The organism is Pseudomonas sp. 67(2021) (genome assembly GCF_017491835.1).
GTDB classification, from domain to species: domain Bacteria; phylum Pseudomonadota; class Gammaproteobacteria; order Pseudomonadales; family Pseudomonadaceae; genus Aquipseudomonas; species Aquipseudomonas atacamensis.
The window spans coordinates 693,989-717,626 of sequence record NZ_JAFGYL010000001.1 but is presented as its reverse complement, the minus strand read 5'-3'; the positions used below and the strand labels follow the sequence as shown (position 1 = coordinate 717,626).

21 protein-coding genes are annotated in these 23,638 nt (G+C 60.6%); 9 read left to right on the top strand and 12 right to left on the bottom strand.

The features are described from left to right. Positions 1-7 precede the first annotated feature (7 nt). Complete coding sequence (gene algB / locus J5M66_RS03240; protein ID WP_024014980.1) at positions 8-1,354, bottom strand: sigma-54-dependent response regulator transcription factor AlgB; 1,347 nt, start codon at positions 1,352-1,354, stop codon at positions 8-10. A gap of 428 nt (positions 1,355-1,782) precedes the next feature. Between algB and J5M66_RS03235 the strand changes: the two genes are divergently transcribed. The 5 genes from J5M66_RS03235 (at position 1,783) to J5M66_RS03215 (ending at position 6,251) form a co-directional block, all read left to right on the top strand. Continuing rightward, on the top strand, positions 1,783-2,067 hold the full coding sequence (locus J5M66_RS03235; protein WP_024014979.1) for a hypothetical protein: 285 nt from the start codon (positions 1,783-1,785) through the stop codon (positions 2,065-2,067). A 74-nt stretch (positions 2,068-2,141) separates the two neighbouring features. Next, positions 2,142-2,306, top strand: a complete 165-nt coding sequence (locus J5M66_RS03230; protein ID WP_003177151.1) for a DUF1328 domain-containing protein — start codon at positions 2,142-2,144, stop codon at positions 2,304-2,306. Between the two features lie 2 nt (positions 2,307-2,308). Beyond that, positions 2,309-2,773: an inhibitor of vertebrate lysozyme family protein gene (locus tag J5M66_RS03225; RefSeq protein ID WP_125927314.1), complete on the top strand. Its 465-nt coding sequence runs from the start codon at positions 2,309-2,311 to the stop codon at positions 2,771-2,773. Positions 2,774-3,487: 714 nt separating this feature from the next. Further along, positions 3,488-4,819, top strand: a complete 1,332-nt coding sequence (gene gltP / locus J5M66_RS03220; protein ID WP_024014978.1) for a glutamate/aspartate:proton symporter GltP — start codon at positions 3,488-3,490, stop codon at positions 4,817-4,819. Positions 4,820-5,021: 202 nt separating this feature from the next. Further along, entirely contained in the window at positions 5,022-6,251 is a 1,230-nt protein-coding gene (locus tag J5M66_RS03215; protein WP_122880234.1) for a spore maturation protein, read from the top strand. Between the two features lie 115 nt (positions 6,252-6,366). Here the strand turns inward: J5M66_RS03215 and J5M66_RS03210 are convergent, their stop codons facing one another. The 10 genes from J5M66_RS03210 to J5M66_RS03165 all read right to left on the bottom strand — a co-directional run bounded on the left by J5M66_RS03210 (position 6,367) and on the right by J5M66_RS03165 (position 17,479). After that, a complete protein-coding gene (locus J5M66_RS03210; protein WP_016772358.1) occupies positions 6,367-6,993 on the bottom strand; it encodes an ABC-type transport auxiliary lipoprotein family protein in 627 nt (208 codons plus the stop codon). Then, a complete protein-coding gene (locus J5M66_RS03205) occupies positions 6,990-7,928 on the bottom strand; it encodes an MlaD family protein (protein WP_016772359.1) in 939 nt (312 codons plus the stop codon). Before J5M66_RS03205 ends, J5M66_RS03210 begins: the two co-directional genes overlap by 4 nt. A 1-nt stretch (position 7,929) precedes the next feature. Then, positions 7,930-8,733, bottom strand: coding sequence for an ABC transporter ATP-binding protein (locus tag J5M66_RS03200; RefSeq protein WP_123441935.1), 804 nt, complete (start codon positions 8,731-8,733; stop codon positions 7,930-7,932). After that, the gene (locus J5M66_RS03195) at positions 8,730-9,878 is read right to left on the bottom strand and encodes an ABC transporter permease (RefSeq protein ID WP_123441934.1); all 1,149 of its coding nucleotides are present in this window, start codon (positions 9,876-9,878) and stop codon (positions 8,730-8,732) included. Before J5M66_RS03195 ends, J5M66_RS03200 begins: the two co-directional genes overlap by 4 nt. Before the next feature lie 54 nt (positions 9,879-9,932). Next, positions 9,933-10,961, bottom strand: coding sequence for a DUF5924 family protein (locus J5M66_RS03190; protein WP_123441933.1), 1,029 nt, complete (start codon positions 10,959-10,961; stop codon positions 9,933-9,935). 71 nt (positions 10,962-11,032) lie between these two features. Continuing rightward, on the bottom strand, positions 11,033-12,427 hold the full coding sequence (locus J5M66_RS03185) for an insulinase family protein (protein ID WP_207807638.1): 1,395 nt from the start codon (positions 12,425-12,427) through the stop codon (positions 11,033-11,035). Positions 12,428-12,602: 175 nt separating this feature from the next. Next, positions 12,603-14,261 (bottom strand): Na/Pi cotransporter family protein, encoded by a 1,659-nt coding sequence (locus tag J5M66_RS03180; protein WP_110599651.1) that lies wholly within the window; start codon positions 14,259-14,261, stop codon positions 12,603-12,605. 327 nt (positions 14,262-14,588) lie between these two features. After that, positions 14,589-15,356 (bottom strand): TerC family protein, encoded by a 768-nt coding sequence (locus tag J5M66_RS03175; protein WP_122698793.1) that lies wholly within the window; start codon positions 15,354-15,356, stop codon positions 14,589-14,591. 85 nt (positions 15,357-15,441) lie between these two features. Further along, entirely contained in the window at positions 15,442-16,749 is a 1,308-nt protein-coding gene (locus tag J5M66_RS03170; RefSeq protein WP_016772365.1) for a CitMHS family transporter, read from the bottom strand. A gap of 403 nt (positions 16,750-17,152) precedes the next feature. Then, on the bottom strand, positions 17,153-17,479 hold the full coding sequence (locus J5M66_RS03165) for a DOPA 4,5-dioxygenase family protein (RefSeq protein ID WP_056791177.1): 327 nt from the start codon (positions 17,477-17,479) through the stop codon (positions 17,153-17,155). An 81-nt stretch (positions 17,480-17,560) separates the two neighbouring features. Here J5M66_RS03165 and J5M66_RS03160 point away from each other — a divergent pair, with 81 nt between their 5' ends. Then, positions 17,561-18,226, top strand: coding sequence for an NAD(P)H-binding protein (locus J5M66_RS03160; protein WP_041476500.1), 666 nt, complete (start codon positions 17,561-17,563; stop codon positions 18,224-18,226). A gap of 45 nt (positions 18,227-18,271) precedes the next feature. Here J5M66_RS03160 and J5M66_RS03155 read toward each other — a convergent pair whose 3' ends face one another. After that, the gene (locus J5M66_RS03155) at positions 18,272-19,222 is read right to left on the bottom strand and encodes a LysR family transcriptional regulator (RefSeq protein WP_016772368.1); all 951 of its coding nucleotides are present in this window, start codon (positions 19,220-19,222) and stop codon (positions 18,272-18,274) included. Between the two features lie 114 nt (positions 19,223-19,336). On the opposite strand from J5M66_RS03155, the gene betC reads away from it, so the two are divergent. The 3 genes from betC to J5M66_RS03140 all read left to right on the top strand — a co-directional run bounded on the left by betC (position 19,337) and on the right by J5M66_RS03140 (position 23,570). Beyond that, positions 19,337-20,851: a choline-sulfatase gene (gene betC, locus J5M66_RS03150; protein WP_206421315.1), complete on the top strand. Its 1,515-nt coding sequence runs from the start codon at positions 19,337-19,339 to the stop codon at positions 20,849-20,851. Positions 20,852-20,867: 16 nt separating this feature from the next. Then, positions 20,868-21,788, top strand: coding sequence for a choline ABC transporter substrate-binding protein (choX, locus tag J5M66_RS03145; protein ID WP_207807637.1), 921 nt, complete (start codon positions 20,868-20,870; stop codon positions 21,786-21,788). 213 nt (positions 21,789-22,001) lie between these two features. Then, positions 22,002-23,570, top strand: a complete 1,569-nt coding sequence (locus tag J5M66_RS03140) for a SulP family inorganic anion transporter (protein WP_207807636.1) — start codon at positions 22,002-22,004, stop codon at positions 23,568-23,570. The last annotated feature ends 68 nt before the right edge of the window (positions 23,571-23,638 follow it).

Genomic DNA, 23,638 nt, shown 5'->3' with positions numbered 1-23,638 from the left:
GCAGTGCTCACAGGTTGTACTGCTTGCGTTTGCGATACAGGGTCGAGGCGTCGATGCCGAGGGTTTTCGCCGCTTGGTCCAGGGTGCCGGCGGTGGCCAGCACCGCGCCGATGTGCGCTTTCTCCAGCTCGTCCAGGCTCAGCGCCGCGCCGACCCGTGGCGCGTTGTTGGCCGGTTGTTCGGCCATGCCCAGGTGGCTGATTTCCACGCGTTCCTGCGGGCAGATGATGCTCGCTCGCTCGACCACGTTGCGCAGTTCGCGAATATTGCCCGGCCAGCGATAACCGAGCAGCGCTTCGCGCGCCTCATCGCTGAAGCCGCGCGCTGGGCGTGCGTACTCTTTGACGAAACGTGCAAGGAACCGATCGGCGAGGGTCAGGATGTCTTCGGCGCGCTCGCGCAGAGGCGGCAGATGCAGGGTAATGACGTTGAGGCGATAGAGCAGGTCTTCGCGGAAACGGCCGTCGCGGACCATGTCTTCGAGGTTGAGGTTGGTGGCGGCGAGGATGCGCACATCGGCGCGGCGAGTGACCGGATCGCCGACCCGCTCGTATTCCTTGTCCTGGATGAAGCGCAGCAACTTGGGTTGCAAAGTCAGCGGAAAGTCGCCGATCTCGTCGAGAAACAGCGTACCGCCGTCCGCCTGGTTGACCCGACCCAAAGTACTCTCGCTGGCGCCGGTGAACGCGCCACGGCTGTGGCCAAACAGCTCGCTTTCCATCAGCTCGGCAGTCAGCGACGGGCAGTTGATCGTGACGCAGGATTTCTTCTCGCGCTTGCTCCAGCCGTGAATCGCACGGGCCAGTTCACCTTTACCCGTGCCGGACTCGCCAAGGATAAGAATGTTGGCGTCGGTGCTTGCGACCTGCCGGGCCGTTTCCAGCACGACTTTCATCGCCGGGCTGTGGGAATCGAGACCGTCTTTCGGTTTGCGGATCTCGCCTTCCAGCGCTTCGAGCCGCGCGGAGAGCTGGCGCACTTCCAGCTGCTTGGCGGTGGCCAGGCGCAGTTGATCAGGGCTGCACGGCTTGACCAGATAATCGGCGGCGCCGGCCTGGATGGCATCAACGGCGGTGTCGACCGCCGAATGGGCGGTGACGATCACTACGCGCATCCACGGCGCCTGAATGCGCATCTGCGCGAGGACGTCGAGACCGTTGTCCTCGCCCAGGCGCAAATCAAGGAAGCACAGATCGAAGACCTGACGTTGCAGCAAAGCATCGGCCTGGGCTGCGCTATTGGCGGTGGCTACCGTATAGCCTTCGTCTTCGAGGCAATAACGAAACGTACGCAGGATGGCGGATTCATCGTCCACCAGCAGAATGCGGCCTTGTTGCTCAGTGGCAGATTCCATTTTTCCTACGCTCCATAGTGATTAGTCTTGGGTTAGTCCCGGAAAAATCGGGCAAGTTGCATGGTTGATTCTGAACGATACCAGCCATAGGAGGGTAGCTCTCTACTGCCATAACGGCCAATTCATTGATTTCGTTGAGTTTTAAAACATTCTGCGTTTTGCAGGGCAGATCCTGCGTCCTCTTCTGACATCTGCGTACCGGTAGCAATTCCATATCATCGAAATTTCCCACGAAATAATCGTGCATTGCGCACGACCGCAGAAGAGCCATCGTGCAGGATGCGTCTTAGGAAATTTCTCAATCACGTATAACTCATTGTTTTTATTGGTTTTTTCACAGATGAAAAAACTGGCATGCAGGCTGCAATACCTCACTCAGCCCGGGCAGAACAGCACTGCCCCAACCGAACAAGCGTGAGGAACACAGGATGACTCGCCCAATCGCCGCCCAAGTACGTATTTCGCCACTGCAGATCCAGCAAGGTCTGTTCGGTGTACTGGCGTTGCTGATCACCCTGATCGTCTGCCAGCAGTACATGAGCTGGGAAAACAGCCGTAAACCCGAGCCACTGATTTCGATGCAGCACAGCACTCAAACGCACTTCAGTGCCGTGAGCAGCAGCCAGGCCGAGAACGCTTCGATGCACATGATCGATGTCGACCAGGCGCAACCGCTGGATCAATTGCCACGGGAAGAGCGCTGGGTTTTCTAAGCCTTTGAATACATTCGGGCGCGTAGCGCCGGAAACCTGAAACACCCCTAAATAGAGAAGTAAGGAGAATCACCATGTTGAGCTGGGCAATTACATTCTTGATCATTGCCATCATCGCCGCCGTTCTGGGCTTCGGTGGTATCGCGGGCACCGCCACGGGTATCGCCAAGATTCTCTTTGTCGTGTTCCTGGTGATGTTCATCGCTTCTTTCTTCTTTGGCCGTCGCGGCCGAGGTTAACGATGATCGGTCTCAAGACATTGGCCGCCGCCCTGCTTCTGGGCGGCAGTGCCATGGCCATGGCGGCCAATGACGGCCAGACCCGGGTCAACGAACTGCTCGCCTCCGACGCGCAGTACCGTGAAACCTGGGAAGGCGTGATCAAAAAGGAAGAGCGCGTACCGGAATGGGTGATCAACCTGTCCGGCACCTCCGAACAACAGATGCATGCCGTTACGGAAGATGGCGATCAGTATCTGGTCGGCCCGCTCTGCGAGAATCAGGACAAGTGTCTGAATCACCGTTTGATCGTGGCCTTCAGCTTCGACAAGGATGACGCCTACGCCATGCTGGTCGATGTGCCGGAAGGTCTGCCGCAGGACAAGTCGCCAACGCGACACGCGACTTATCGCTTCTTCGGCAAACCTGATCAGGGCATGCAGGATCTGCTGATGGAAACCCTGAAGAAAGATCCGAAGTGGTACTGACGCAGGACGCGCAAAGGTTTCGAACACGAAAGCAGCGCCCCGCTGCTTTCCATTGCACCGCCCGATGAGGGTCGGTGCATGACCAGGGGGCCGGGATGTTCTGACTGATACAGGGTCGGAGTGACCTACGGGTACAGGGAGTACCTGCGCAAGGGCCGGGTCAGGGTAAAAGGTGCGCCGCAGGTTCGTCGACCCGGTGGTCTGACGAATCTGCGCTGGGCTTTGAATTCGCTAAAACATTGATCCAGCACGCCAAATTCCTTTTTCAATCGTCAACACTGCGAGGAAAACATTTCGCGGTGTTTCCTGGCGACCGTATATCGACAAAGATCGCGCTCGTTCCGTGTGACTTCTAGTCTTGCGATTCAGACTTTTTCCGGAAATTTCCGCCGGTTTTCCCTGTGCAAAATTTAACCAGCCTACGCTGTAATGGCCGGTTCACGGCACTTATGCCGGCACAAATGTCACAATCGAACCGCTTGGGACGCCAGTTTCAAATGAAAAAGCTCATGCCGATTAGGCATAGGGTAGGCGTTTACGGCATTAGACGGCGCCACCTTGCATCGGAATAGTTGCGCCTTTTTTCGCCTGCCGAAGAGCCGTAAACACGCGCTTCGGGGCACCTTATACGGAGGCAGATGCACAGACTTTTCCGCTGATGAGCGTTCCAGTTCCTGCATGTGCCTGAGTCAAACGCAAGTAAGGGTAAAGATAATGAAGAAGGCAAAAATCAGCCTCGCCTGGCAGATCCTCATCGGTCTGATTCTGGGGATTGCAATTGGTGCGTTGCTCAACCACTTCAGCGCTGAAAAGGCCTGGTGGATCAGCAACGTCCTGCAACCGGCAGGCGATATCTTTATCCGTCTGATCAAGATGATCGTGATCCCGATCGTCATTTCCTCGCTGATCGTCGGCATCGCTGGCGTCGGCGACGCCAAGAAACTCGGGCGTATCGGCCTGAAGACCATCATCTATTTCGAGATCGTCACCACCATCGCCATCGTTGTCGGTCTGGTGCTGGCCAACGTGTTCCATCCGGGCACCGGCATCGACATGAGCACTCTGGGCACGGTCGACATTTCGAAGTACCAGGCGACCGCCGCCGAAGTGCAGCATGAACATGCATTCATCGAAACCATCCTCAACCTGATCCCGTCGAACATCTTCGCGGCCATGGCTCGCGGCGAAATGCTGCCGATCATCTTCTTCTCCGTGCTGTTCGGTCTCGGCCTGTCGAGCCTGCAGTCGGACCTGCGCGAGCCGCTGGTGAAGATGTTCCAGGGCGTTTCGGAAAGCATGTTCAAGGTCACCCACATGATCATGAACTACGCCCCGATCGGCGTGTTCGCACTGATCGCGGTGACCGTGGCCAACTTCGGCTTCGCCTCGCTGCTGCCGCTGGCGAAACTGGTGATCCTGGTTTACGTCGCCATCGCCTTCTTCGCCTTCGTCGTGCTGGGCCTGATCGCCAAGCTGTTCGGCTTCTCGGTGCTCAAGCTGATGCGCATCTTCAAGGATGAGCTGGTACTGGCCTACTCCACAGCCTCCTCGGAAACCGTGCTGCCACGGGTGATCGAGAAAATGGAAGCCTACGGCGCGCCGAAAGCCATCTGCAGCTTCGTGGTACCGACCGGTTACTCGTTCAACCTCGATGGCTCGACCCTGTACCAGTCGATCGCGGCGATCTTCATCGCCCAGCTGTATGGCATCGACCTGTCGATCAGCCAGCAACTGCTGCTGGTGTTGACGCTGATGGTCACCTCCAAAGGTATCGCCGGCGTACCGGGCGTGTCTTTCGTGGTGCTGCTGGCCACTTTGGGCAGCGTCGGCATTCCACTTGAGGGCCTGGCGTTCATCGCTGGTGTCGATCGCATCATGGACATGGCGCGTACTGCACTGAACGTGATCGGTAATGCCTTGGCAGTGCTGGTTATCGCGCGCTGGGAAGGCATGTACGACGACGCCAAGGGTGAGCGTTACTGGAACTCCCTGCCGCACTGGCGCAGCAAGGAAAAACTGCCGGCTGGCGAAATTTCCAAGAACTGATGCAAAACCCTGTGGGAGCGAGCCTGCTCGCGAAGACGGTGTATCAATCTACAGAGATGTTGAATGTGCCGGCCTCTTCGCGAGCAGGCTCGCTCCCACAGTGATTGATGCAAGCCCCACCAACGAACCCCGGAGCAATCCGGGGTTTGTCGTTTCTGGCGACCCCGCTATCATTCGCCGCATTCTTCGGGGGATTTGACTGATGCTTAATGGCCTGTGGCTTGGCTTCTTCATCGTTGCAGCCGTGTCGGCGCTGGCGCAGTGGCTGATCGGCGGCAACGCCGGGATCTTCGCGGCGATGGTGGAAAGCATTTTCGCCATGGCCAAGCTGTCGGTCGAAGTCATGGTGCTGCTGTTCGGCACCCTCACCCTGTGGCTGGGCTTTCTGCGCATCGCCGAAAAGGCCGGGATCGTCGAGTGGCTGGCCAAGGTCCTCGGCCCGCTGTTTCTGCGGCTGATGCCGGAAGTCCCGCCCGGCCACCCTGCCCTTGGCCTGATCACGCTGAATTTCGCCGCCAACGGTCTGGGCCTGGACAACGCCGCCACGCCGATCGGCCTGAAAGCCATGAAAGCGCTGCAGGAGCTGAACCCCAGCGCCACCATCGCCAGCAACGCGCAGATTCTGTTTCTGGTGCTCAATGCCTCGTCGTTGACCCTGCTGCCCGTGACCATCTTCATGTACCGCGCCCAGCAAGGCGCGCCGGATCCGACGCTGGTGTTCCTGCCGATTCTGCTGGCGACCAGTTGCTCGACTATCGTCGGTTTTCTTTCCGTAGCTTTCATGCAACGCCTGCGCATCTGGGACCCGGTGGTGCTCGCCTATCTGCTGCCCGGCGCGCTGATCCTTGGCGGCTTCATGGCGCTGCTCGGCACGCTTTCCGCGACAGCGCTGGCGGGATTGTCGTCGATCCTCGGCAATCTCACGCTGTTCGGCCTGATCATGCTGTTTCTGCTGATCGGCGCGCTGCGCAAGGTCAAGGTGTACGAAGCGTTCGTCGAAGGCGCGAAAGAAGGCTTCGATGTGGCGAAAAACTTGCTGCCGTATCTGGTGGCGATGCTCTGTGCGGTTGGCGTGTTGCGCGCCTCTGGTGCGCTGGATTTCGGCCTGGACGGTATTCGTCATCTGGTCGAATGGGCCGGTTGGGACACGCGCTTCGTCGATGCGCTGCCGACGGCGATGGTCAAACCGTTCTCCGGCAGCGCCGCACGGGCGATGCTCATCGAGACCATGCAGACTTCCGGCGTCGACAGCTTCCCGGCGCTGGTCGCGGCGACGGTGCAGGGCAGTACCGAAACCACGTTCTATGTGCTGGCGGTGTACTTCGGCGCGGTGGGCATTCAGCGCGCGCGGCACGCGGTCGGGTGTGCGTTGCTGGCGGAGTTTGCCGGAGTGGTGGGCGCTATCGGGGTCTGCTACTGGTTCTTCGGCTGAGCAAAATTCCCATGTGGGAGCGAGCCTGCTCGCGAAGTCGGAGTGTCAGTCAACGCTTAAGTGACTGATACACCGCTTTCGCGAGCAGGCTCGCTCCCACAGGAGCTGTGGTGTGTCAGCGGGGTTGCGGGGCGAGTTTCTGGCCTTGCTCCACGGCCCAGGCCACAACCTTGGCCGTGAGGCGATCACTGGCTTGGCCAAACCCGGCGACCACCGCTGGCACCTGAACATCGCTCAACGGCTGGCGCTCTTCAAAACGGCGGCTGGCGAGGATGCGCTGGTCATAGCCGCGCACCAGCAACGCATCGACCCGCACCACAACGCCGGCCTGGGTGCCCTGATATTCCGTCTGAAACGCCTGCAAACTGCCGCCCAGTTCCAGATCCGCCTGGAAGTTGCTGTCGTCGGTGCTCAGCAGCGTCACCCGACCATCCCGCGCGAAGCCATCGAGCAGGCGATTGCGCAGCAGCACCGGCGCCGGATCACTCCAGCGCGAGCCTTTGTAGCTGCTGATCACATTGCCCTGCGGGATCACGGCAATGCTCGGCCGGTTCAGTGCTTCGCTGGCCTGCAACTTATTCAAGCGCAGCGACCACGACTGCGTCGCCGCCGGGCTGGCCGAGGCGGGCGCTTGCGCGGCGGGCAGGCGGTAGACGTCCGAAGGTTCCGACTTGGGCAAGATCGAGCACGCGCCGATCAGGGTCAGGCCAGCGCCGAGCAGGGCGATTCGAGTCAGTTTCATGGGGTGAATTCCTTGTTCTTGTCGCTGCCCAACAGATAGCCGCTGGGATTGGCCTCGAGGCGTTGGGAAATGGCGCGCAGCGAGGTCAGCGTCTCGCGCAGTTCGCGAATCGCCGGGGCCAGGCCGTTGAGGCCCTGCATGCCGTTATCCAGCGAATTCTGGTTTTTGCTGAGCAAGCCGTTGATGGTCACGCTGCTTTGCTCCAGCGACTTCATCGCCTGTTCGGCACTGCCCAAGGCCTGCTTGCCCTGATCGTTAAGCAGGCCGTTGGCGTTGCGCATCAACAGTGAGGTCTGCTCGAGCATGCTGCCGGCCTGTTTGCCGACGGTCGCCAGTTGCTGCATGGCTTGCTTGATGTCGCCGCGCTGGTCGTTGATGGTGCCGGTGGTCTGTTCCAGATGGGCAAGAGTCTTGCTCACACGCTCGACGTTTTCCGCGGAAAACATGTGGTTGGCGTTTTGCAGCAGGGCGCTGATGCCGGTCATCAAGTCGCTGCTGTCGTTGAGCAGGCGGGAAATAGGCGAGGGCGAGGCGACCAGAGTTGGCAGCTTGCCGTCATGCCCGCGCAGTTTCGGGCTCTCGGGTGTGCCGCCGCTGAGCTGGATGATCGAGGTGCCGGTGATGCCGGTCAGCGCCAGTTTGGCCTGGGTGTCTTCCTTGACCGGCGTGTCGCCCGCCAGACGAATCCGCGCCAGCACCCGGCGCGGGTCCTGCGGGTCGAGGCGCAGGCTGACCACGTCACCGACCTTGATCCCGCTGTACTGCACCGAGCTGCCCTTGGACAGACCGCTAACCGCCTCGTTGAACACCACTTCGTAATCCTTGAACTCGGTGTCGACGCTCGATTTGGCCAAAAACAGGCCGAAGAGCAGGGCGCCGGCCACGACGATCACCGTGAACAGGCCGATCAACACATGATGGGCTCGGGTTTCCATATCAGACCTCGTTGAGCTGTTTGGCGGCGTCCAGCGCCGAGCGGCCGCGCGGGCCGTGGAAGTATTCGTGAATCCACGCGTCGTCGGTTTCCGAGACGTCGTCGATAGGGCCGGCAACCAGCACTTTCTTCTGCGCCAGCACCGCCACGCGATCGGTGATGGTGTACAGCGTGTCGAGGTCGTGGGTGACCAGAAACACACTCAAACCCAACGCATCACGCAGGGTCAGGATCAATTGATCGAACTGCGCCGCGCCGATCGGATCTAGGCCGGCGGTGGGTTCGTCGAGAAACAGAATGTCCGGATCCAGCGCCAGGGCGCGCGCCAGCGCCGCGCGCTTGATCATGCCGCCGGACAGCGACGCCGGGTATTTGTCCGCCGCCGACAACGGCAGCCCGGCCAGCGCCAGTTTCACCGCCGCCAGGTGCTCGGCATCGTGACGGCTGAGGCCGGCGTGTTCGATCAGGGGCAGGGCGACGTTCTCGGTCACGGTCAGCGAGGAAAACAGCGCGCCTTTCTGGAACAACACACCAAAGCGCCTTTCGATCAATGAGCGTTCATGCTCGGGCAGATTCGGCAGGTTCTGGCCGAAGACCTTGACCATGCCTTCGCTGGGCCGATTCAGCCCGACGATGCTGCGCAGCAGCACCGATTTACCGGTACCGGAGCCACCGACCACGGCGAGAATTTCGCCTTTGTACACGTCCAGATCAAGGTTCTCGTGCACGCTCTGCGGGCCGAAGCGATTGCACAGGCCACGGACTTCGATCACCGCCTCCGAGGGCGCGCGGGGTAGACGACTCACCAGCCCATCTCCATGAAAAACAGCGCGGCCACCGCATCGAGCACGATCACCACGAAAATCGACTGGACCACGCTGGAGGTGGTGTGCGCGCCGACCGATTCGGCGCTGCCGCTGACCTTGAAGCCTTCCAGGCAACCGATCGCCGCGATCAGGAAGGCGAAGATCGGCGCCTTCACCAGCCCGACGAGAAAATGCTGAATGCCGATGTCCGATTGCAGCAGCGAGAGGAACATCGCCGGCGAGATGTCCAGCGACACCGCACACACCACACCGCCGCCGACGATCCCCGAGAGCATCGCCAGAAACGTCAGCATGGGCAGCGCCACCAGCAACGCCAGCACACGCGGCACTACCAGCAATTCGATCGGGTCGAGGCCAAGGGTGCGGATCGCGTCGATTTCTTCGTTGGCCTTCATCGAGCCGATCTGTGCGGTAAAAGCACTGGCGGTGCGCCCGGCCATCAGGATCGCCGTGAGCAGCACGCCGAATTCGCGCAGGAACGAGAAGCCGACCAGGTCCACGGTAAAAATCGTCGCGCCGAAACTGGCCAGTACCGTGGCGCCAAGAAACGCCACCACCGCGCCGACCAGAAACGTCAGCAGGGCCACGATCGGCGCGGCGTCGAGGCCGGTCTGCTCGATGTGCGCGATCATCGGCGTAATGCGCCAGCGCTTGGGCCGCAACAGCCCACGGGCGATGACTTCGAGAATCAGGCCGACGAAGCCGAGCAGTTGCAGCGTGTCAGTCCAGACCTTGTCCACCGCGCGGCCGATGCGCGTCAGCAGTTGCACGCTGACGCTGACTTCCGGCTCCTTGATCGGTACGCAGAAATCGCTCAGCGAGCAGTACACGGTTTGCAGCAAGGCGCGGTCGGCAGTTGAAAGGGTGCAATCGGGGTGTTCGGCGGTTTTGCCCAAACGCTCGGAACCGAGCAGCTCGACCAGCAATGACGCGCCGGCGGTGTCGAGGGCACCGAGGCCGTTCAGATCGATGGAAGTGTTGGCATCGTACTGGCCGCGGAGCTTTTCGCTCAGGTGCTTGAGCGCGGTGTAGTGGGCGAGCGTCCAGTCGCCGCTGACCCGCAGGCGGGCAGGGCTGAACGCGGTGTCCAGGTGGGCACTGCCGGGGGTTGGGCTGCTGGTCATAAGCTCCGTGCTTGTACGGCCGTTACGAGATCCTACGTAATAGCACGAACCGGATTACTTTTCTTTGGCCGGTGTGCTGTCGGAGATTGCGAAACGCAGCACGCCGATCAACTGCCCGTCCTCGGTCAACACCCGCACCTGCCATTTGCCCGCCGGGTTGCCGGGGAAGTTCTGCTTGTGCGTCCACGCCCGGTAGCCTTCCTTGCGCCCGCCATGGATGTCGAGGGCGATGCGGTCGACCTCTTTGCCGTTGAAGGTCCACACGTGATAAATCCGCTCATCGAGGCCGCGCGGCGCGTTGATCGCAGTGTAGGCGTAGAGCCCGCCGCTGCGGATCTGCTCGGCGCTGACGGTGTCGAGGCTGGCGCCGGGGGTGCGATCCTGCAGCTGCGTGCTGATCGCTACGTCGGTCATCCATAGCGTTGCCGGCGGCACCCACGAACGCAGCGCCCAACCGACGCCGCCGATGCCGACTGTGATGAACAGAATCGCCAGGGCATTGCGCACCGTGCGGATCGGGAAGATCGATGCCAGGCTCGGGAACGACAGCAGCACGGCAATCCCCAGCGCCCATTTGAAACTCTGCGCGGTGGTCAGGTGCATGATCACCGGCAGCGCGGTGAGCAGGGCGGCGAACAGGGTCAGGGTGTGCAGCGCGAGAAACGCCCAGCGCCGTGGCGCCAGCCATTTGTAGTACAGCGGATCGACGATAGAGATCAGTGCAGCAACGCTGAGCAGCCCCGTGAAGACAAACTGGCCGCTGTTCCACGTGGTGGTGATGAAGAAGAATGGCAGAACGAAAAACAGGCTTTCCTGATGGATCATCTGCGTCGCGTAGCGCAGCAGCGGCTGGGGAATCTCGCGCTTGAAAATCCGTGTGAACAGCCCGGTCAGGGTGTTTTCCAGCATCAGCCAGATCCAGCTGAGCAGCATGATCACCGTGATCCAGCTGGCCAGCCCCTGTTGGCGATCGACGAGGATGAAACTGCCGACCCCGGAAATGAAACCACCCGCCGCGATCAACCCGGGGTAGCGCTTCATCAGCTCGAGAAGGCGCTGGATAAGGAGGGTCAGTTTTGGCATTTTGGCGGTTCACGACGATATGGGGAAAATCCCGGAAAGGTTAACGCCACAAGTGCTCACTCACCAGAGGATTAATGGCTTCCAGCAATTTTGTGGCGGCGATACACACGCCAGCCGATCAACATCAGCAGCACCAGACCCACCCCACCTGCAGCCAGCCACAACACCTGATCATCACTGATTAAAGGCTTCTCGATCCGGATATACCCCGGCTGCAGCAACAGCTCGCGCATCGCTTTGTTCGCCGCATCCAGCGTCACCCCTTGCAGCTCCCGCGCGGGATTGGCAAAGCGGCCATCCTGATAGTCGGCCAGCGCGCTCCAGTAATAGTCCGCCAGCGCGCTGTTGCCCTGCACGGCCCAGGCCTGGTGGGCGATGGCGGCTTGTTTGATGCGGGCGAAGGTGCTCGGGTCGAGGCCGTTTTTCAGCAGGTCGGCCTTGAGGTCATCGAGTACCTGGATGGCTTCGTCGACGTCATCGCGATCCAGGTCAGCGTTGAGGCTCATGAAGCCGACACCGCCGAACACTTCGCGCTCGGCCCACGGCCCGTACGACAAGCCGTGGTTGAGGCGAATCTGCCGGTACAGCGCCCAGTCGAGATAATCCTTGAGAATGTCGAACGTCTGGTCGTACTGATCGTCGAGCACCGGTTCCGGCACCAGCCAGTGCAGCTTGGCGCTGTCGCCAATGAAGCCACGGGTGATGGTGCGCTCATGGGCGGCGCTGGTGCGGATGTCCGGCAGCGCCCGGTGTTCGCTCGGCTCGACCGGCTCCAACTCGCCCCAGGTGCGCTCGAGATAGGCCGGCAGCAGTTTGTCGAGTTCGCCGACTACGATCAGGGTCATGTTGTTCGGCGCGTACCAGGCTTTGCGCACCTTCTCCAATTGCTCTTGGGTCAGATGGCCGACTTCGGCACGCTGCGGGCATTTCAGTCCCAGCTCGACAGCCAGTTGATTGCTCGCGGTATGACCGAGGTCCTGACGGTCGAGGAAACGTTGCAGCCTGGTGTAATGCCCGCCGTCCTCACGCTCGACCACCCGTTTCGCCGCGTTGATTGCGTTGTCGTCAATGCGTGTCTGGGTCAGCAGCGCGAGCAGCAGGTCAAGCACCTTGCGCTGGTTTTTCGCCGGGGCTTCGATGACGAACGTGGTGTCGGCGTTGCTGGTGAACGCATTCCAGTCCCCGCCCAGCGCCTGCATGCGTTCTTCCAGACCGCCTTCGCCGGTGGCGTCGATACCGCTGAACAGCAGGTGTTCGAGCAAATGCGGCAGCTCTTTTTCGTCGCAATCGAAGTCATCGAGGCCAACGCCGACCACCAGCCGGATCGCCACATGCCCACGCTCGGTGCCGGGCTTGAGCATCAGTTGCAAACCGTTGGGCAGCGCATAGCCTTCGACCTGAAAGCGATCCAGGGCAAAGGCGGGCAGGGAACCGAGCAACAGACAGGCGAACAACAGGCAACGCATAACAGGCTTCCATACGGCTGATTTGGAGATCCGTGTCGTCAGTCAGGCCCCATCGCTGGCAAGCCAGCTCCCACAAGGATCTGCGGCGCTCACAAAACCCTGTGGGAGCTGGCTTGCCAGCGATGACGGTCTCAAGGCTGAACCACTGTAACTGACTGGCCCCAGCCCCAGACGTTCAAGGCGAATGCGTAATGTCGGCCATGTCATCCACCGCCAGCGCGCCGGTGTCCGCCGTTTCCAGCACGACATAGGCGCTGCTGCAGAACAGCGAATTGAGCCGTTTCATGTCGGCAATCAACTCCAGATGCAGCGAGCTGGTCTCCAGGCTCTGAACGATCTTGCGTTGCAAACGGCTGACGTGCGCATGAGCCAGACGCCGTTCCTGCGCACGAAAGCGGCGTTTCTCCCGCAACAACTGCCGCGCGCTTTCGCGGTCGCCGCTGAGAAACACCGACAGGCCCAGGCGCAGGTTGGCGATCAGTTGCTGTTGCAGCCCGGCAAGATCTTCCAGGCCTTCTTCGGAAAACGAACGGCGCTGCGAAGTCTTCTGCTGCTGGATCTTGCGCAGCATGCGCTCGATCAGGTCGGCGGCGAGTTTCAGGTTGATCGCCAGTTCGATGATCTCGGCCCAGCGCCGACTGTCGTGCTCGCCGAGATCCTCGCGGGGCATCTGCGCCAGATACAGCTTGATCGCGCTGTACAGCGCTTCGACGTCATCGGTCAGGCGGCGCATCTCCTGCGTGACGGCGGTCTGCTTGCCGCGCAGCACATCGAGGGAAGCATCGAGCATGTTGTCGAGCAGATCGCCCATGCGCAGGGTTTCCCGCGCGGCGTTGGCCAGCGCCAGGCTCGGCGTGACCAGCGCGGTCGGGTCGAGATGGCGCGGTTTGGCGGCGCCGTTGACCTCCGGCCGCTCCGGCAACAGCCAAGCACAGAGCCGCGCCATCGGCCCGACGCTGGGCAGCAGGATCAGGCAGCGCGCGGTGTTGTAGAGCAGGTGGAAGCCGATGACCATTTCCTGCGGGCTGAAATCAAGGCTGTCGATCCAGTGCACCAGCGGGTCGAGCACCGGGATGATCAGCAGCAAACCGATCAATTTGTACAACAGACTGCCCAGCGCAACCTGGCGGCCGGCGGCGTTCTGCATGCTGGTGCTCATGAAGGCAAGGATGCCGCTGCCGATGTTGGCGCCGATCACCAGACCGATCGCCACCGGCAGGCTGATCACCGCAGCCCCGGCCAGCGTGGCGGTGAGCAGCACGGCGGCGAGGCTGGAGTAGGAAATCATTGCAAACAGGGCGCCGACCAGGGCATCGAGGAGGATGTCGCCGGTCAGCGAGGCGAAAATCACTTTCACCCCTTGCGCGTGAGTGATCGGCGCAGCGGCCTCGACGATCAATTGCAGGGCGAGAATGATCAGCCCCAGCCCGATCGACACCCGGCCCATCTGCCCGAGCCGCGTCTGTTTGCGCGACAGAAAGAAAATCACCCCGAGGAAGATCAGCAGCGGCGACAGCCACGACAGATCGAGGGTCAGCACCCGCGCCATCAAAGCGGTACCGACATCGGCGCCCAGCATGGTCGCCAGCGCCGGGGTCAGCGCCATCAGGCCCTGACCGACAAACGAAGTGACCAGCATCGCCGTGGCGTTGCTGCTCTGCACCATGGCAGTGACGAGAATACCGGCGATGAACGCCAGCCATTTCTTCGACATGTTCTGGCCGATGACATGTCGCAAATTGGTGCCATAAACCCGCAGGATGCCGGTTCGGACGATGTGCGTGCCCCAGATCAACAGGGCGACGGCGGACAACAGATTGAGCAGGGTGAGCATGCAGACCCCCTGTAGTAGCAGCGCCCCAGAGGGGCAAGTGGACGGCACCGCGCGGTTTCTACGTTCTTGATACTTAAGCTGTAGTTGGCGAACGGTCTCGGCGCCAGCATTGCACAGCTAAAGCGTGGATTGAAACAAAAGTGTCATCAAAACAAATGCATCCACTCACCGAATCCGACACGTTTCCCCTCTGTTGCCCAAAACAACTGTGGGAGCGAGCCTGCTCGCGAAAGCGGTGGGCCAGCCAACATTGTTGTCGACTGGCACTCCATCTTCGCGAGCAGGCTCGCTCCCACAGGGGTGTAGCGTGCTGCCGGGACTACCGGATTATTGGCCCGGCACATCCTTGCGCAGTTTCACCGGATCCTGTTGCTGTCTCTTCTTGGCCATCGCGCCGCGCAGTTTGATGTTGATAGCCTCAACCGCCAGCGAGAACGCCATGGCGAAGTAGACGTAGCCTTTTGGCACGTGCACGTCGAACGATTCGGCGATCAGCACGGTACCGACCACCAGCAGGAAGGACAGGGCGAGCATTTTCAGCGACGGGTGCTTGTCGATGAATTCGCTGATCTTGCCCGACGCCAGCATCATCACCAGCACTGCCACGACGATCGCCGCGACCATGACCGGAACGTGGGAGACCATGCCGACGGCAGTGATCACCGAGTCCAGCGAGAAGACGATATCGATGATCGCGATCTGGATGATGGTGTAGAGGAAATTGCCGCCCTTGCCCGACGGCGCGTCGTCGCTTTCGTCTTCGCCTTCCAGCGCGTGGTACATCTCCTGCGAGCTTTTCCACAGCAGGAACAGGCCACCGAAGAACAGGATCAGGTCGCGACCGGAGATGCCCTGGCCGAACACTTCGAAAAGATCGGCAGTGAGGCGCATGACCCAGGTGATCGACAGCAGCAACAGGATCCGCGTGACCATGGCCAGGCCAAGACCGAAGATCCGCGTGCGCTGCTGCATGTGTTTGGGCATGCGGCTGACCAGGATCGAAATCATGATGATGTTATCGATACCGAGGACGATTTCCAGGGCGGTCAGGGTAAAGAAGGCAACCCAGATTTCGGGGTTGGTCAGCCAATCCATGTGTATTCCTTTGAGCAATTGTTGAACCGAAAAAGGTCCGGGCTTCAAACCGCGAAGCCGGGACCCGTAACGGTGAGTCTTGGGCTTATAGAGTGCTGAACATCGGGAAAGTCCCCAACAGCAGTGCAGCAATCAGAATGCAGATACACACCAGGATCGCCCATTTCAGGGTGAAACGCTGGTGATCACCGAAATCAATGCCGGCCAGCGCCACCAACAGATAGGTCGACGGCACCAACGGGCTCAGCAAGTGGACGGGCTGGCCGACGATCGAGGCACGGGCCATTTCCACCGCAGTGATCCCATAGTGGCTGGCCGCTTCGGTCAGCACCGGCAATACACCGTAATAGAACGCATCGTTGGACATGAAGAAGGTGAACGGCATGCTCACCAGTGCCGTGATCACCGCCAGGTACGGGCCGAGGAAATCCGGAATCACCGCCAACAGGCTCTTCGACATCGCATCGACCATGCCGGTGCCCGACAGGATACCGGTGAAGATACCGGCCGCAAAGATCAGCCCGACCACTGCCAGCACGCTGCCGGAATGCGCGGCGACGCGATCCTTCTGCATTTGCAGGCATGGGTAGTTGACGATCATGGCAATACTGAACGCCACCATGAACAGCACCGGCAGCGGCAACAGGCCACCGATCAGCGTGCACATCAGGCCGAAAGTCAGTGCGGCGTTGAACCAGATCAGCTTCGGACGGCGTGCGTCAGGGAATTGCGAGACGCTGATTTCACTGTGATCGATCTCGTCGCCGACCAGATGCAGCTCGCCGAGACGGGCACGCTCACGCTTGCCGTAGAAGTAGGCAATCACCAGGATCGCCAAGACACCGGCGGCCATGGCCGGGATCATCGGTACGAAAATGTCCGACGGATCGACATGCAGGGCACTCGCCGCGCGGGCGGTCGGGCCGCCCCACGGGGTCATGTTCATCACGCCACCGGCGAGGATGATCAGACCGGCCATGATCCGCGGGCTCATGCCGATGCGGCTGTACAGCGGCAGCATGGCGGCCACACAGATCATGTAAGTGGTCGCGCCGTCACCATCGAGGGAAACGACGAGCGCCAGAACGGCGGTACCGACCGAAACTTTCAACGGGTCGCCCTTGACCAGTTTGAGAATCTTGCGCACGGCCGGGTCGAACAGGCCGGAGTCGATCATCAGGGCGAAATACAGAATGGCGAACATCAACATCACGCCGGTCGGCGCCAGTTTGGTGATGCCTTCAAGCATCATCGGGCCGATCTTCGGCGCGAAACCACCGAACAGCGCGAACAGGATCGGGATGATGATCAGGGCGATCAGCGCGGACAGGCGCTTGGTCATGATCAGGAACATGAACGTGATGACCATGGCGAAGCCAAGGAAAGTCAGCATGGGAATACTCCAGGCGTAGCGCGGCTAATGGAATGAGCGGATCGGGCGGGATCAGCGCAGAACGGGAGGCGCGAGGCGTACGGGCGGAGTGACCAGCAGGAAGCGGGAGAAACGGCGGGTTGCAGAAGACATCAGAATCACCATTGTTGTTGTTAATTGGGCCGGGCCTGTGGAAAAACCACAGGGCTTGGGCCAACCGGTCTGTTGCCGGGAGTGGGGCGATCCTAATCGGGGAAGCTTTCAGCTACCTTTCGGGCGCGAAAGCGATGAATCAATGGTCAACCGGCGGTCGGATGCAACCACAGCCAATGAATACGGGACCAGTAGCGATGCGGATAAACGGACAGACAGCGCTGGCTGGCAGTCTGGACATATCCGTTATCAGTTCAGCGTCAGCATCTGGTTAAAAAATCGACAGATCCAGCGGCCGCACCGCGCCCATCCAGATCGCGTGTTCGGTGTGGTCGAGCAAGTCATCGCCAGTGTCCGGATGCAGGAACACCACCAGGCCTTTGCGGTTGAGCGCCAGCCATGGCAGCACTTCGCCGATCAGCTCGGGACCGAAAGCCAGTTGGCAGCTCCAGTCGGGATGCGGCCCCACCGGGCGTTCGTGCACGCGGCCCATTTTCAGCGCAAACAACTGCGCGGCCTGTTCGCACAAGGCCCGCGCCTGGTCGATGGTTTGCGCGTCGAAATAGACATGGGCGTGATAGCCCTTGATCCCTTGCATCGTGTCGCCTCTCAATCGGTTCGAACCCTTGGCTGTTTCCACCGTCACAGGTCATATAGGACAACTATAAGGAAAACAGCCATGAAAAATGCCGAGACCCCAGTGGTCAAAGTGGTGCTTTATGGTGCCATGGCCAGCTTGGGCGGTGCATTGATGGCTGAATTGCTCCGTCGCCAACACGAAGTCATCGCCATCCTCGACGATCTCACCGCACTTGCGCCGCGTCCGGGGTTGCGCACCAAAACCGGCGATCTGTTCGATGCCGAGCGGGTCAATCAGAGCGTCGCCGGCAGTTCGGCGGTGATCTGCCTGCTGGACGCTCCGGGGTTGCCGTTCAGCAGCGACCACGTTGAGCGCTCGGTGACGCTGGGGCCGGTGGAACAAGTGCTGGCAGTCGACGCGCTGGTCGAAGGTTTGCAACTGGCCAGCGTGCCGCGCCTGTTTCTGGTCGGCAACTTCGGTGTGCTCGACGAGCCTGACAATGACGAGCGTCTGCAACGTCACGCTGCCGAAGAAATCCTCGAGGCGGTACAAAGCAGCTCACTGCGCTGGACCTTGGTCAATGCGCCGCATGGCGTGGCCGGGTTGACCATCGAGCACTTCAGTCAGGTCGGCGGCAATCTCGAACCGGGACTGGCCGAACCGCTGGAGCGATTGAACCGCGTGGCGGTGGGCATCGCCGATGAGCTGCGGTTGAATCTGCATGTGGGGCAGCATGTGAATTTTGTGGCGGCTTCTGATTCGTAAAAGATCGTCCGGAGGCTCGGGCCGCGATCGACGACCTTTTGCTCTTCACACCGCAATTGAGGGCAGGGCCAGACCGTTAAGCGATTCGGCACTGCTGGCCTGTTCCGCCATTAACCAATCAACAAATTCCTGAATCAACGCACCCCGACGTTTGCGTTGCGGCAGCACAACGTAATAGCCAAGGCGCGACAGCGTGGTTTCCGCCAGCGGCCGGCACAGCAAACCCTGCACCAGCAAGTTATCCACAAGGTGCCGCCAGCCAATCGCCACGCCTTGTCCGCCAATCGCCGCCTGAATCAGCAAGGTGTAATTGTCGAAGCGCAATTGCCCCGGCGCTGGCGGCGTAGTCAGGCCCAATTGACGAAACAAGCCACTCCAGTCGAACCAGTTGCTGCTGTTTTCCCCACGCAGGTGCAGCAGCGGAAATTCCAGCAGGGCCTGCGCGGGCAACGGCAGTGACCGCTCCTTGAGCAGCAGCGGGCTGCACACCGGGAACACTTCTTCGCTGAACAGCCAGTGGCTCTCACCCTGCTTGAATCGACCATCGCCAAACAGGATCGCCACGTCGATGTCGGTGCGCAGCATGTTGTGGTTGCGCTCGCTGGTGACCAGGCTGACATCGATATGCGGATTGGCCTCATGGAAGCGATGCAGGCGCGGCATCAGCCAATAAGCGGCGAAAGCGAAATCCGTGGCCACTTGCAGCACTTCATGTTGCTGCTGAGTGCTGATTGCGCTCAATCCTGCGTCGATATTCTGCAAACCGAGGGTAACTTGCTCGAACAGCAGGGCGCCAACCTCTGTCAACTCGATACCCCGGTAAATCCGGTCGAACAGGCGCGTACCGAGCTGCTCTTCCAGACGTTTCATTTGCTGGCTGATCGCAGGCTGCGTGGTGCCAAGCTCCACCGCAGCGGCGGTAAAACTGCGATGGCGGGCCGCCGCTTCAAAAGCGCGCAGCAGATCGAGGGAGAGGTCACCGAGGGCGTCATACATAAGCTGTACTTATCCTAGTCATTGTCCGGCGCGGGCTTTACCGGAACAGGCATGGAATCCATGCTCGATCGCAGCACTCTCGCATAAATATTCAACATGGAATGCCGCGATCACATGAAGCGCAAGAACATTCTTTTCATCATGGCCGATCAAATGGCCGCGCCAATGTTGCCGTTCTACGGCCCATCGCCGATCAAACTGCCGAATCTGTCCCGCCTCGCCGCCCAAGGCGTGGTGTTCGATGCTGCCTATTGCAACAGCCCGCTGTGCGCGCCGTCGCGCTTCACCCTGGTCAGTGGCCAGTTGCCGAGCAAGATCGGCGCCTACGACAACGCGGCTGACTTTCCTGCCGACATTCCGACTTACGCGCATTACCTGCGGCGTCTCGGCTACCGCACCGCGCTGTCGGGCAAGATGCATTTCTGCGGGCCGGACCAGTTGCACGGTTATGAAGAACGCCTGACCAGCGATATCTACCCGGCCGATTACGGTTGGGCGGTGAACTGGGACGAGCCGGACGTGCGGCCGAGCTGGTATCACAACATGTCGTCGGTGCTGCAGGCCGGGCCGTGCGTGCGCACCAATCAGCTGGATTTCGACGAAGAGGTGGTGTTCAAGGCGCAGCAGTATCTGTTCGATCACATCCGCGAGGATGGCGACCAGCCATTCTGCCTGACCGTGTCGATGACCCACCCGCACGATCCGTACACGATTCCCAAGGCTTTCTGGGATCTGTATGACGATGCTGATATTCCGTCGCCTACAGCCCTGAACCAGGACGAACTCGATCCGCACTCGCAACGTCTGCTCAAGGTTTACGATCTGTGGGACAAGCCGCTGCCTGTGGATAAGATCCGCGATGCCCGTCGCGCCTACTTCGGTGCTTGCAGCTATATCGACGCCAATGTCGGCAAACTGCTGCAAACCCTTGAAGAAACCGGGCTGATCGACGACACCGTCATCGTCTTCTCCGGTGACCATGGCGACATGCTCGGCGAGAAGGGCCTCTGGTACAAAATGCACTGGTTCGAGATGGCCGCGCGGGTGCCGCTGCTGATCAGCGCCCCGGGACAATTTGAGGCGGGCCGAGTCAGCGCCGCGGTTTCCACCGCCGACCTGCTGCCGACGTTCGTGGATCTGGCCGGTGGCACGCTTGAGCCGGGCTTGCCACTGGACGGCCGTTCCTTGCTGCCGCACCTGCAAGGGCAGGGCGGGCATGACGAGGTGTTCGGCGAATACATGGCCGAAGGCACTGTCAGCCCGCTGATGATGATCCGCCGCGGCGCCTACAAATTTATCTACAGCGAAAGCGACCCGTGCCTACTCTTCGATGTGGATAACGATCCGCGCGAAGAAGAGGAACTGAGCCAATCGCCGCAACATCGTCAGCTGTTCGACGATTTTCTCGCGGAAGCGCGGGCCAAGTGGGACATTCCGTCGATCCATCGGGACGTACTGGCCAGCCAGCGCCGACGCCGTTTCGTCGCCGATGCGTTAACCATCGGCAAGCTGAAGAGCTGGGATCACCAGCCGCTGGTCGATGCCAGTCAGCAGTACATGCGCAACCACATCGACCTTGATGATCTGGAGCGCAAGGCCCGTTATCCACAACCCTGCCAAAACCAATAACGTTAAGGGGAAGTCCATGCGCAAGTTATCCACAGCTGTCACCGTTGGCCTGATCGCATTGAGCAGCGCCTCGGCCTTCGCCGAGCAAAGTTGCGAAACCGTGAAGATGGCCGATCCGGGCTGGAGCGACATCGCCGCGACCAATGCCATCACCGGATTTCTGCTCGACGGCATGGGCTACAAGGCCAAGGTCGACACCCTCGCGGTGCCGATCACCTTCGGCGGCTTGAAGGATGGCCAGGTGGACGTGTTCCTCGGCAACTGGATGCCGGCGCAGCAGGGCTTCTATGACAAGTTCGTCGCCACCGGTGATGTGACGCAATTGGCGAAAAACCTCGAAGGCACCGAATTCACCCTCGCCGTCCCCGACTATGTCTGGGAGGCAGGTGTGCATGATTTTGCCGACCTGAACAAATTCGCCGACAAGTTCGACAAGAAGATCTACGGCATCGGATCAGGCGCGCCGGCGAACATTTCGTTGCAGGAAATTATCAAGAAGAATGACTTCAACATGGGGCAGTGGAAGCTGATCGAGTCCAGCGAACAGGCGATGCTCGCCGAAGTGTCGCGGGCGGTGAAGAAACAGAAATTCGTCACCTTTCTCGGCTGGACCCCGCACCCGATGAACGTGCAGCTGAAAATGCGTTACCTCAAGGGCGGCGAAAAATACTTCGGCGACACCGGCAACGTTTTCACCCTGACCCGCAAGGGCTACGCCGAGGCCTGCCCGAATGTGGGCAAGTTGCTGACCAATCTGGCGTTCACCCAGGACATGGAGAACAGCATCATGGCCGAGGTGGTGAACAAGAAGGTCAGCAATGCCGAAGCGGCGAAGGCGTGGATCAAAGCCAACCCGGCGGTGCTGGACAAGTGGCTGGATGGGGTGAAGACCGTGGATGGCAAGGATGCGTTGGTGGCGGTGAAAGCCCAACTGTAATGCCACCTGACTGTCGACCACTTACCTGTGGCGAGGGGATTTATCCCCGATCGGCTGCGAAGCAGTCGCAAGATCCGTGAACTCGATATACCTGACTCACCGAGAACTCTGGGTTTGGGGCCGTTTCGCGGCCCATCGGGGATAAATCCCCTCGCCACAATGATTGCCGTGTCCTGATAGGCTTGCCGGAAAAACCCCCAACCGCGAGGACCCATGGCCTTCCCCAGCCGCCATTCACTTTTTCCTTTCCTGAGCTGGTTGCCACGGCAAACCCGCGCCAGCGTCGGGCGGGACCTGATCGTCGGCCTCAGCGGTGCGATTCTCGCCTTACCCCAGTCGATTGCCTACGCACTGATCGCCGGGCTGCCACCGGAATACGGGCTGTACGCCGCAATCATTCCGGTATTGATCGCCTGCCTGTGGGGTTCGTCATGGCATTTGATCTGCGGCCCGACGGCGGCGATTTCGATTGTGCTGTACGCCAGCGTCAGCCCGCTCGCCGTGCCTGCGTCCGAGGACTACATCACCCTGATCCTGCTGCTGACGTTCCTTGCCGGGATTTTCCAGTGGCTGCTCGGTTTGCTGCGCTTCGGCGCGCTGGTGAATTTCGTTTCGCATTCGGTAGTGCTCGGCTTCACCCTCGGTGCCGCCGTGGTGATCGCCATCGGGCAATTGCCCAATCTGCTCGGGCTGGAATTGCCGGCCAACACCACAGCGCTCGCCAGCCTGATGGATCTGCTGCGACATCTGGGGGCTGTGGATAAGCCTTCACTGACGCTCGGCGTCGCCACGGTAATCGTCGGCGTGACCCTGAAAAAACTTCTGCCGCGCTGGCCGACGCTGTTGATAACCTTGGTGCTGGCCAGCCTGCTGGTGTGGATCTGGCCGGCGATGTTCGGTCATGTGCATCTGGTCAGCGCCTTCGTCGGACGCCTGCCGCCGCTGAGCGCCTTGCCGCTGGATCTGGAGGTGATCCTGCGCCTGCTGCCGAGCGCCGTGGCGGTGGGCATGCTCGGGCTGGTCACCAGTCTGTCGATCGCCCGTTCGATATCGGCGCGCTCGCAACAGTTGCTCGACGCCAATCAGGAAGTCCGCGCACAGGGTCTGTCGAACATTGTCGGTGCGTTCTTTTCCGGGTCGCTGTCAGCCGGATCGTTTACCCGCTCAGGTCTGAGTTATGAGGCGGGTGCCTGCTCGCCGCTGGCCGGAGTGTTCTCGGCAATCTGGGTGGCGCTGTTTGCGGTGTTCGGCGCGGGGCTGATCGCGCACATTCCGATCCCGGCCATGGCCGGCAGCATCCTGTTGATTGCCTGGGGTCTGGTCGATCACCGGGGCATTCGCGCTTTGCTGCGAGTCAGCCGTGCCGAGTTCGTGGTGATGGCCCTGACCTGTCTCGCGACCTTGCTGCTGGAATTGCAGACGGCGATTTACGCCGGGGTGCTGGCGTCGCTGTTTTTCTACCTCAAGCGCACCTCGCAACCACGGGTGCAGCATTGGCGCGACGGTGACGACGATGTGCTGCGGGTGGGCGGTTCGATCTTTTTCGGCGCCAGCCATTACCTGCAAGTGCGCCTGCAACGCCTGCATGGCGCGCGGGTGGTAATCGAGGCACAGCAGATCAACTTCATCGATTATTCAGGGGTAGAGATGCTGCATCAGGAAGCGCGACGGCTGCTGGGCCAAGGTCGCAGCCTGACCTTGCGCCGGGCGCGGCCGCCAGTGTTGGAGGAACTGAGGAAGCTGGAGGGGGCGGAGAAGTGCCCGATCAGGTTTGAGGATTGAGCTGACATTGGTGGTGATGCGATTCGCGAGCAGGCTCGCTCCCACATTGATCGCATTTCAATGTGGGA